This is a genomic window from Frankia sp. CeTa3Moorea (genome assembly GCF_978021225.1).
On sequence record NZ_CDXDOR010000058.1, the window covers coordinates 20236 to 29954 of the forward strand.

Here is a 9719-nt window from a genome sequence, read left to right on the forward strand (position 1 = left end):
GGTGATCAGTAGATCAGGGTGATCAGTAGATCAGGGGATCAGGATCGCCCGACCGCGCACCTTGCCGTGGTGAAGGTCGTCGAGCGCCTGGTGGAACTCTGCCAGGGGGTAGGCACTCGTGTGCAGGGTGACCTTGCCACGGGTTGCGAGAACCATCAGCTCGACGAGGTCGCTGTACGATCCGACCAGGTTACCGATGAAGTTGATCTCAGTGGAGATGATGTCGATGGTGGGGACGTTCAGCACCCCGCCATAGCCGACAACATAGTACGAACCGGCGCGACGCAGCATGGCGACACCCGCTTCGATCGCACCGCCTTCACCGACAAAGTCGATGACCGCCTCGGCGCCGTTGCCCCCGGTGAGATCGAGTACCGCGGACACCTCGCTGCCGTCGGCCCGCACCGTGTGGTCGGCGCCCAGTTCGCCGGCGAGCCGCAACGCCTCGGCGGAGCGGTCGACGACGATGATCTCGGCTGGGGTGAGGGCACGCAGCACCTGCACACCGATGTGGCCCAGACCGCCGGCTCCGATCACCACGACCCGGTCACCGGGGCTCAGTGCCGCGGCTGCCTTGCGTGCCGCGTGGTAGGCGGTCAGTCCGGCGTCGGCCAGTGCCGCCACATCCGCCGGCTGCAACGACGGGTCGAGTTTGACCACCGACCGGGCGTTGGTCCGCAGGAGTTCGGCGTAGCCGCCGTCGCTGTCGATCCCGGGGAAGGACGCCCGGGCGCAGTGCACGTCGTCGCCGTCCCGGCAGGCCTGGCACAGCCCGCAGGTGACCAGCGGGTGCAGGATGACCGGATCGCCCACGGCTATGTCACTCACCGCCGAACCGACCTCGTGCACCCAGCCGGCATTCTCGTGCCCGAGCACGTACGGCAGGGTCACGCCCGACTTCTGCTCCCACTGCCCTTCGATGATATGCAGGTCCGTCCGACAGACACCGGCGCCGCCGATTCTGACCACCACGTCCAGCGGATGGAGGATCTTGGGGTCGGGGACGTCTACCAGCCGCGGCGCGTTGTCGTACTTGATGACCTGAACGGCCCTCATCGGCCCACCTCCGCGTTCGTTGCTGTCACGTCACTGTCACGTCATGGGTGTGCGGTCACAGGGCCGTACCGCGTCTCCAGCAGACCGCGGCAGACCGTGGTGTTTGCGTCGATCGTCACCCGGACGGTCCGGGCAAATCGCAGCCGGAGAGGCAGCGCCTCGCGATCGATCGGACGGCCGTCGTCGTCGACGAACAGCGGCGCCTCGGGAGCCAGGGACAGTCCGAGGGCGTCCCGTCGGCGCAGCAGGCTGTGTCGTTCCGGTGACTCCGGCATGTCCGCCAGCCGGGCCCGGTACAGCGACTCGGGTGACCAACCCTCGGCTACCAGGCGCTTGGCCGCGCCTTCCAGGCTGGCGGTGTGCGCCTTACGCAGGAAGGTCATCCGCAGGTCGTCGAGGCCTCCGGTGGCCTCCCCGGGGAAACTCGCCGGGAAACCGTCTCCGGCGGCGACTCCGGCGTTGATCTCTTCGGCGGCGAAGTGATCCTCCAGGGCCACGTCCACCTCGGTGACTCCTGGCAGCTCCTTCACCACGTCGTGCGCGTCGGACACCATCAGGTAGGCGAAGTTCGGCGCGCAGAAGTAGGTCGGGAGCCTGAGCCGAACCTGCACCCGCCCGTCCTGGGCCACCAGAGCATGGACGAATCCCAGCTCGGTGACGGGCTGGTCGAGCTCCGGGTCGTACACCCGCCCCAAAGCTTCCCAGACGTCCGCGGCCAGGCCGGTCCTACTGGTTACTGTGGGTGTGGTCATACGGACTGCCCTGCGCCCACGAGAGGCGTCGACGCCGGAGCGCCGCTGCCCGCCCCGCTAACCTCGGCCGGTACCTCGATGTCGTAGAGCGCGGCCGCGTTGAGACCGAGAATTTTGCGCTTGATGTCGGGGGTGAGCACGCCGTACTCGGCCTGCATGTCCTCCGGGATCTGGAAGTCGACGAACTTCTCGACCAGCCACTTGGGGTGCCAGATCGCGTAGTCACTCGAGAAGGTCAGCCGGTTCTCGTCGAGCCAGTAGAGGAGCTCACCGATGATCTGCGCGAAGTAGCGCGGCCGGCTGTGGATGAACGGCATGGCCACCGCGAGCCCACCGTAGACGTTCGGCTCCTGCGTCGCGATCCAGCAGAAGTCCTCCAACCGGGGCAGTCCGACGTGTTCGATGATGAACCGCAGCTCGGGGAATGCCGTGGCCACATCATCGACGTCGGCGACATCGAACGCGTCCCGGTTCAGCGGGTAGATCGTCGGGCCCTTGTGGATGTGGACGTTGCGGATGCCGAGTTCCTGGCACTTCTCCAGATACCGGTAAACCCACGGGTCGGTCAGCTTGTAGCCCTTGGACTCGCCCTTCCACTCGGCCGTGTAGAGCTTCACGCCCTTGAGGTTCCAGCGTGCCGCCAGGTCCGCCAGCTTCGACAGGCCCAGTTCGCCGTCACGCGGGTCGAAGGAGCCGTTCACGATGAACTTGCCGGGGTACTTCTCGGCGAGCGCGCCGTCCTGCTCGGTGGTGTTGAAACCGTTGCGGTAGAAGTCCGTCAGATAGGTGGGCTGGAAGATCCCCTTGTCGACGTAACCGTCCTCGAACAGGTCCTTCACCATGACTTCCGCAGAGTACTTCTGGAACTTTTCCCGTGACCAGAGATACTCCTGCGGGCTCAGATTCACATGGTAGTCGTAGAAGCAGTCGATGAAACCTTTGCCGTAGCGGTTCGCCTGGTTCTCCGGGCTCCCATCCCAGAAGTGCAGGTGGGAATCCACGATGAAGTATCGCTCATTGTCCTTGACGTACATGTGGATATCCTCCGCAATATCACCACGGCCGGTCCACGCCGGGCCGGATGAGCCCGACGTGGACCGTTCCGTTCGTACCGGGTCAGGTCAGTTAGTGACGACTTTCAGGTCGAAATCGATGTACTCCGCCGCGTCCTCAGGGTTGGCGAAAAGTACGGTCTTGTCGTCGAGGTGCACCATCCGGCCGTAGTGCGTGGACATGATCTCTTCGAAGTCGGACACACCGAAATCGAAACCGAGCGCATCCGAGATCTCGTCGAAGTCGAATTCGATCTTACGTTCGCCGTCAACCCGGATCATGGACGGATACTCCTCGACGCGGATACCGGGCTTGCTCCGCATGACGTCGGCGACGACATACCCGTTCTGGTTGTTCATCAGGGTGACGCCACACATGTTTGACGAGGTCCGATTGGCTTTACCGAGCTCTGGGTTTTCGTTCGCGATGGTCACTGCGTCAGCTCCTTCGGCTCGGGCAGACCAAGGTCGGAAAGGACAGCCCGGAACCCGTTGACCGTGGCGTCGAGGGATTCCGAGAAGGTAATGACTTTCTCCTGCGGCTGCGACCAGATCGGCTGCAGTTCATGGGCCGCCTTCAAGCTCAGCGGAACCCACCGGGACAACCAGCCGGAAATGGTCTCGACGTTACCTGCGCCGAACTTCTCGTCGGTGACGAGAAGCTTGAGCAGCGCGCGGGTGTAACGCAGGTCGCGCTCGTAGTCGTTCTCGCCGGTCCCGACCAGGGTCGGCGTGACGTAGTCGCCGTTACGGGCGGCGATCTGCATGACGAGGTGGCTGCGGAACAACACGCCGACCAGCGACTCGAACACGATGTTCGCGGCGACGAGCGCCTCCGCCCAGTCAGCGACCGCGGTGATCCGCTCGACGTTCTCCCGCACCGGCTGCCACACCGGGTCGTCGTGCCAGACCTTGCGGTGGGCCGATCCGTCGAACCCCGCCAGGGACTCGGCCAGCTCCAGGTTGTACAGGGCGAGGTCCTGAGCGAAGCGGAGCTTGTGCGCGCTGTTCACTGCGATGGCAGTGTTGATCATGTTCGTGGGGCCCGACCGCTGAGCGGCGACGAACACGTGCAGGCCCAGACCGTTCTCAGCGTGCATCCAGGCGCCCAGGTGCTGCTCGACAAACTTGGTCCACCCCCGCGACCAGCCGTCGTAGGCATGGGCCGCCCGCGCGTTTTCGAGGTTCTGCTGGATCTGCCGGACAACATTGGAGTTGTTCCGGTAGATGGTCTGCTCCCACTCCTCATTGGGGTCGCGGAAGGCGTGCCAGTCCGAGGAGCGCAGCGCCGTCCAGGCCTGCGGATACCCGCCGGGCCCATCGGCGAAACCGTAGACCCAGCCCTGGGCCAGGTAGCGGTCAGGGTCCGGCTGGACGTCGAAGGTGACGTCCTCGTACATGGTCGCCCGCATTTTCTGCGGCTTGAAGTAGTTGTACGCGCGGCTGGTGGAGCTGGGGAACGTTAACGCGCCCGCCTCCGCGTCGGTGAACTCCGGCTTGGGGAAGCTCCTGGTCTTACCCGTGACTTGCGTCGTCATGCCTGCGCTCCTCGTGGCAGGTCGTCAACCGATGGCCGACCGGTGACCGGTCAGCTTTCGGCGGCGGCCGTGATGGTGAACTTGTCGTAGAAGATCTGTTCTTTCGGGACCCCGCTCGACTCAAGCCGCGGCAATGCCGCGTCAATCATGGGAGGCGGACCGCACAAGTAAACATCGCAGGAGGCGATGTCGGTCTCGTGCCGGTCCACTATATCGGTTACCAACCCGTTTTCCACGGGATGGCCGATATCGTCCGAGTTCTCCGGCATGCTGTCGGACAGGCAGGGGACGAACGTGAAGCCGGGAATCGACGCACCGGTCTGGAGGATCTCGTCGACATAGAACAGATCGCGGGGGGAGCGCGCCCCGTAGTAGAAGACGACCTCCCGCTCGCTGTTCTTCGTCGCCAGCTGGCGTAGCAGGGAGAGGATCGGGGCCATCCCCGCGCCACCACCAATGAAGACGATCCGGCGGTCCGAGCTCACCCGGAGCGTGAAAGCACCGTACGGCCCGGTGACGGTCAGCGGGTCATCGGGGCGCAGACCGTCCTCCAGAAGTCCGGAGAAACGCCCGCCCGGATATTTCTTGATGATGAACTCAAGATAACCTTCCGTTCCCGAGATGTTCGCCATGGAGAACGAACGGTGTTCACTCGAACCAGGAATGGTGATGTCGACGTACTGACCCGGATGGAACATGAAGTCCGGTGAACCGGCGATGTCCAGACGCAACCGGGTGATGTCGTGGGTGAGATCTTCCGTCTCGACGACGGTGCTTTCTATGGTCCGCACCGGAAGGCCGGATCGGATCATGTCCTCGTCGTAGTTGACCAGTTCGACCGACAGATCGCTGAAGGCGTGCGCCCGGCACAGCAGGATGTAGCCCTCATCGCTTTCGTAGTCGGCCAACGCGAAGGTCGAATAGCGGCCCATCTGTACATCACCGTCAAGCAGGAAGGACTTGCACGCCGAGCACTGTCCCTCCTTGCATCCGTGCATCAGGTTGACGCCCTGGCGGAACGCCGCGTCGAGCACGGTCTCGTCCTCGGTAACCTCGATCTCCACGTCGACCGGCTCGAACCGGACCCGGTGGGTGTCGCTCATGCCCGTCTCTCTCCTGCTTTGAAAACCCGTCGTATCCGGGCGAGCCGCCCGGGCCGCGCCTCGGTGGTGCGGTCCCACCGGCGCTCGTGTCGCGGCGCCGGTGGGACCGTGTTCGGTCGAACGCATTCAAGAAACGTCCGTCGGCCCCCTCGGACGGCGGTTCTTCAACACGCCCGCAGCTTGCAGGGCGCTACTAGGAAACGGGTGCCGGCCGACCGCCCGGACCGCCGGCCCGGTAGGCCGCCATCGTTGCCTCACGCTCGGCGTCGCTCATCTCGTTGAGTGCGACGTTCGGACTGCTGAACGTGATGCCGCGGACATCGTCGAGCGTCCAGAGCTTCGAGGGGTCGTCGAGCTCGAGGTGAGGCTGCGGGATCAGGGTCTTGCCGTCATCACGGACGTACCCGAGGTCGGAGATGACATCGGCGAGATCCCAGTTGTGGTAGAGAGTCTCCCACTCCCGCTTGCCGGTCAGCCGGCCCATGTTCGGCGTCGGGCGGCCCTGGTATTCCGGCCGGAACGCCACCTTGTCCGTCCAGTGGCAGGCTTCGGAGCAGTAGGTGCGCCACTGGTCGTCCACCTTGTCATGCACCGTGTCCTCGCGGATCACGCAGGGCACCATGCACGTCCAGCACCGCTGGGGGTACTGGTAGTCGACGTTCTCGAACGCGATGGGCTTGTTCCGGCCGGGGTAACGCATCCGGTTGTAGTTCTCCCACCACTTGCCGTACTTGTTGTACCAGCCCGGGTACTTCGACTCGAACCACTCGAAGTCGTCGTCGGTCATCGGGTCGATCCGCCAGTAGTTCACCGGCCACCCGGTGGCGAAGAACTGCGCGACCTCGTGCACGTACCCCTTGTTGTAGATACGGTTCCAGGCTTCCTCGACCAGGTCGTGGGGGATCACCAGGCCGTACTTCTCGAGGGGGATGAGGTAGCTGCGGTAGTAGTCGTCGTAGATCCAGCGCTGCCACATCTCCGCGTAGCTCTCGCGGTCCTTGCGGCGGTCCTTCGTGCCGTACTCGATGAAGGTGCCGATCGCGGCATCCACCACGGCGTGGTTGTTCCACCACGCGTAGCGCAGGTCGCGCTCGAGCAGCGGCCGGTTGGCCTCGTCGGCGAGCGCCATGAGCAGGATGGAGTACCCGTTGCTGATGTGGCGGGACTCGTCGGACTGGACCGAGTGGAACACCGTCGGTAGCAGGTAGTCGCCGTTGGCGGCCGCCTCGGACGGCATCGCGACGAACAGGGTGTTGGTGAACGCCGTCTCGGCGACGACGGTCAGGTAGATGTTCGCCGCGGTGATCGCGTCACCAGTGATGAAGCCCTCACCGAACTGGCGGCCGATCGTTCCGGCGTAGTTGTTGGCGAACGCCTTCTCAGTGATGTCGAAGCCGGCCGGGTCGATGTAGTGGTTCATGTACAGGCGCTTGAGGTTCATCTGGATCGTCGAGTGACGCACCTCGTCGATCATCTGTACCGCGAGCCCGTTGTGGATCTCAGGGTTGGGGACGGCATCGATCGCCATCGGCATCGCCCGGGCCGCGGAGATCTCCGGGAACGGGATGATCGACAGGAAGAGCTTCTGCCACTCCATCCAGCGCTGCTGGACCTGGCGGAACATGTTGCCGCGGATCGCGCCGTCCATCGCGCCGTACACGCGGTTGTCCTTCTCCTCCTCCATCGGGAAGTAGGAGCGCAAGATCTGCTTGAGCGGGTCCTTCTTCGGAGACTTATCGAAGGTATAGTCGGTGGCAAACCGCTTCGCGGGCGTCGCGAACGTCGGATCCCATGACAGCTCCGTGATCTTCTTATGTGCCTTTGTCAAGCTTTGACGGCTCACGCCCTGCCTCCTGGACGATACGGGGTCGGGCAGACACCGGCGATGCCCGCCTGCACCGAGGTCGACGCCGATCCGCGTCGACCCTCCTTCCGGCCGGAACCGGTGCCTGCGCCACGTCCCTTCGTATGTCCCACATCACACTCCCTGTGGGAGGTGTGTGGTATCTCAATCTGAGACAGGTGCCAGAGCTCGACCAACAAGATCAATGCGGAGGCGACCGGCGACCGCCGCCGGTCGGGGGCCGGTCCGGGGTTGGTCGGGCGCGGCGGGCACCCGGCAGTGGACGGAGCACAAGGTCTAGCCAGACGGTAGGCGGCGATCTAACCTCGCTCGGGAACCGCTCGTGACCACGTCGGACGCTGCGGTTGTACCGGAGTCGTCGAGGTTCGCCGTTCGCGGGAGGAGATCCATCAGATGGTTGGTTGTTCGAGCAACTTAGATGCTCATGATCATTATGGCGCCGAGGTTGCGCAGGCACGGGAGCTGTTCCTGACCACCGGCTCCATCGAGCCGGACAGGGTACGCGATAGCATCCGGGCGTCCTGGTTACGCTCCCGGCACTGGGAGGTAGCGGCGGAAGGCCCCCGACTCACGTTCGTGGGCGACCTCGACATCGACAACCCGGTCAGCCGCGCCGCAGCGCCCATCGTCCGCCAAATCGGCGATCAACTTGTCGATCAGCCTATCAGCATCATCCTGACCGATGCCGAGGGGGTCGTCCTGGCCCGGCGCACCGGTGACCGCGCCCTGGAGAAGCACCTCGACGCGGTCCAGCTCGCACCGGGTTTCAGCTATGCGGAAAGACTGGTGGGAACCAACGGAATCGGTACCGCGCTCGAGGGAAGGTCCCCCGCCCATGTCTTCGGACACGAGCACTACGCCTCGAACCTCGAGGATCTGGCCTGCGCCGGAGTGCCGGTGTACCATCCAGTCACGAGGAAGATCATCGGCGTCTTAGACCTGACCTGTTGGCGCCCGGACGCTGGGCCGCTGCTCATGGCCATGGCCCGGGCTGCGGCGGCACAGATTCAGGAATCCCTGCTCGCCGACGAAGAACACCGTGACCTTGCCCTGTTACGGGAATATCTCAGGACATGCCAGCGGATTTCCGGCGTGGTACTCGGCCTCAACGACGACGTCGTCATGATGAACGAGCACGCGCGCCAACTGCTCGACCCCCGCGACCAGTCGGTGCTGATCGGGCGGCTCACCGATGTCGTCGCCAGACGCCGTACCACCACCCTGATGGTGGAGCTGCCCAGCGGAACCTGGGCCCGCGTGCACTGCCGGACAGTGGCGACGGAGAGGGCCACCGACGGGGCGGTGGCCCATGTCCGTTTTGTCGAAGCGCCGCGCCCCCGGCATGCGGACACCGCCCTGACGCGGCTTCCACTGCCCGGCATCGTCGGCTCCGGAACTCTATGGACCCGTGCGTGCCGGGAAGTGGACGCGGCTGCGCAAGCAGGTGAGTGGGTGATATTACGAGGAGAGCCCGGCGTGGGCAAAACAGCCTTGGCCCGGGCCGTGTGCCAGCGGCGTGATCCGTCCGCGTGGTTCTCCATTATCGACGGCCACAACACTACTGTTCGGGAGTGGGGGACCCTTCTCCGCCACGAACTGAGCCGTAGCCGGGGCACGCTGGTGGTACGCCACGCCGATCGCATCGACCCCTACCGGCTGCATGTGCTGGCGTCCGCCTGCCAAGCAGCGGAGGCGGGAGGCCGCCGGGATCTGCCGTGGGTAGTCCTGACGCTCAGCGCCGATGACAAACCCCTCGGCCCCCTGATGCGCTACTTCCCGCGTTGCATCGAAGTGCCCCCGTTGCGGCACCATATCGACGATCTGCACCAAATCGTGCCGTTCCTGCTGGTGAAACTTACCCGTGGCGGCCAACTCGCCTGCTCCCCGCAGGCTATGCAAGCACTGTTGCGTGCCAGTTGGCCAGGCAACATCGAGCAGGTGCGCCAGGTGCTGCGCAAAGTCATCCAGGTTCGCCCCGCAGGCACGATCATGGTCGGTGACCTGCCGCCGGAATGTCACACGGTCACCCGCCGGGTTCTCGGAGCCATGGAGGCGATCGAGCGAGACGCAATAGTGCAGAGCCTGCTCAGTGCGGACGGGAACAGGACCCTCGCGGCGCGGGCGCTCGGCATGTCGCGAGCGACGATCTACCGCAGAATCCGGCAGTACGGCATCGAGATCCCCGCTCCCAGCGTGTAGACGCAATCTTGCGTAGAGCCCACGGGCGCAGCGTGCGGGGAGCAGCAGCCCTACGACAGGCCGGAGTGGCGGTCCCTAACGCGGGAGGCCCATCATGGCTGCGCGGTCGCGACCCGGTCCCGGCCGGAGTGCTTTGCCTGGTAGAGGGCCGTGTC

Annotated in this window: 8 protein-coding genes; 1 reads left to right on the forward strand and 7 read right to left on the reverse strand. The window is 64.7% G+C overall.

All coding sequences use genetic code 11. From position 1 onward, the window contains the following. Positions 1-30: 30 nt before the first annotated feature. From AC08OV_RS12415 to AC08OV_RS12445, 7 genes are all read right to left on the reverse strand, one after another. The gene (locus AC08OV_RS12415; RefSeq protein WP_476612824.1) at positions 31-1056 is read right to left on the reverse strand and encodes an NAD(P)-dependent alcohol dehydrogenase; all 1026 of its coding nucleotides are present in this window, start codon (positions 1054-1056) and stop codon (positions 31-33) included. Positions 1057-1097: 41 nt separating this feature from the next. Further along, positions 1098-1808: an iron-sulfur cluster assembly protein gene (locus AC08OV_RS12420; RefSeq protein ID WP_476612825.1), complete on the reverse strand. Its 711-nt coding sequence runs from the start codon at positions 1806-1808 to the stop codon at positions 1098-1100. After that, positions 1805-2842 carry an amidohydrolase family protein gene (locus AC08OV_RS12425; protein WP_476612826.1) on the reverse strand — a complete coding sequence of 346 codons (1038 nt, stop codon included), beginning with the start codon at positions 2840-2842 and terminating at the stop codon, positions 1805-1807. Before AC08OV_RS12425 ends, AC08OV_RS12420 begins: the two co-directional genes overlap by 4 nt. An 87-nt stretch (positions 2843-2929) precedes the next feature. Next, complete coding sequence (gene mimD, locus AC08OV_RS12430) at positions 2930-3295, reverse strand: propane 2-monooxygenase effector subunit MimD (RefSeq protein ID WP_476612827.1); 366 nt, start codon at positions 3293-3295, stop codon at positions 2930-2932. After that, the gene (locus AC08OV_RS12435; RefSeq protein ID WP_476612828.1) at positions 3292-4398 is read right to left on the reverse strand and encodes an aromatic/alkene monooxygenase hydroxylase subunit beta; all 1107 of its coding nucleotides are present in this window, start codon (positions 4396-4398) and stop codon (positions 3292-3294) included. Before AC08OV_RS12435 ends, mimD begins: the two co-directional genes overlap by 4 nt. 50 nt (positions 4399-4448) lie before the next feature. Further along, positions 4449-5501 carry an FAD-binding oxidoreductase gene (locus AC08OV_RS12440; RefSeq protein WP_476612829.1) on the reverse strand — a complete coding sequence of 351 codons (1053 nt, stop codon included), beginning with the start codon at positions 5499-5501 and terminating at the stop codon, positions 4449-4451. Positions 5502-5694: 193 nt separating this feature from the next. Continuing rightward, positions 5695-7344 (reverse strand): aromatic/alkene/methane monooxygenase hydroxylase/oxygenase subunit alpha, encoded by a 1650-nt coding sequence (locus AC08OV_RS12445; RefSeq protein ID WP_476612830.1) that lies wholly within the window; start codon positions 7342-7344, stop codon positions 5695-5697. Between the two features lie 597 nt (positions 7345-7941). Here AC08OV_RS12445 and AC08OV_RS12450 point away from each other — a divergent pair. Beyond that, entirely contained in the window at positions 7942-9564 is a 1623-nt protein-coding gene (locus tag AC08OV_RS12450) for a sigma-54-dependent Fis family transcriptional regulator (protein ID WP_476612831.1), read from the forward strand. Positions 9565-9719 lie beyond the last annotated feature (155 nt).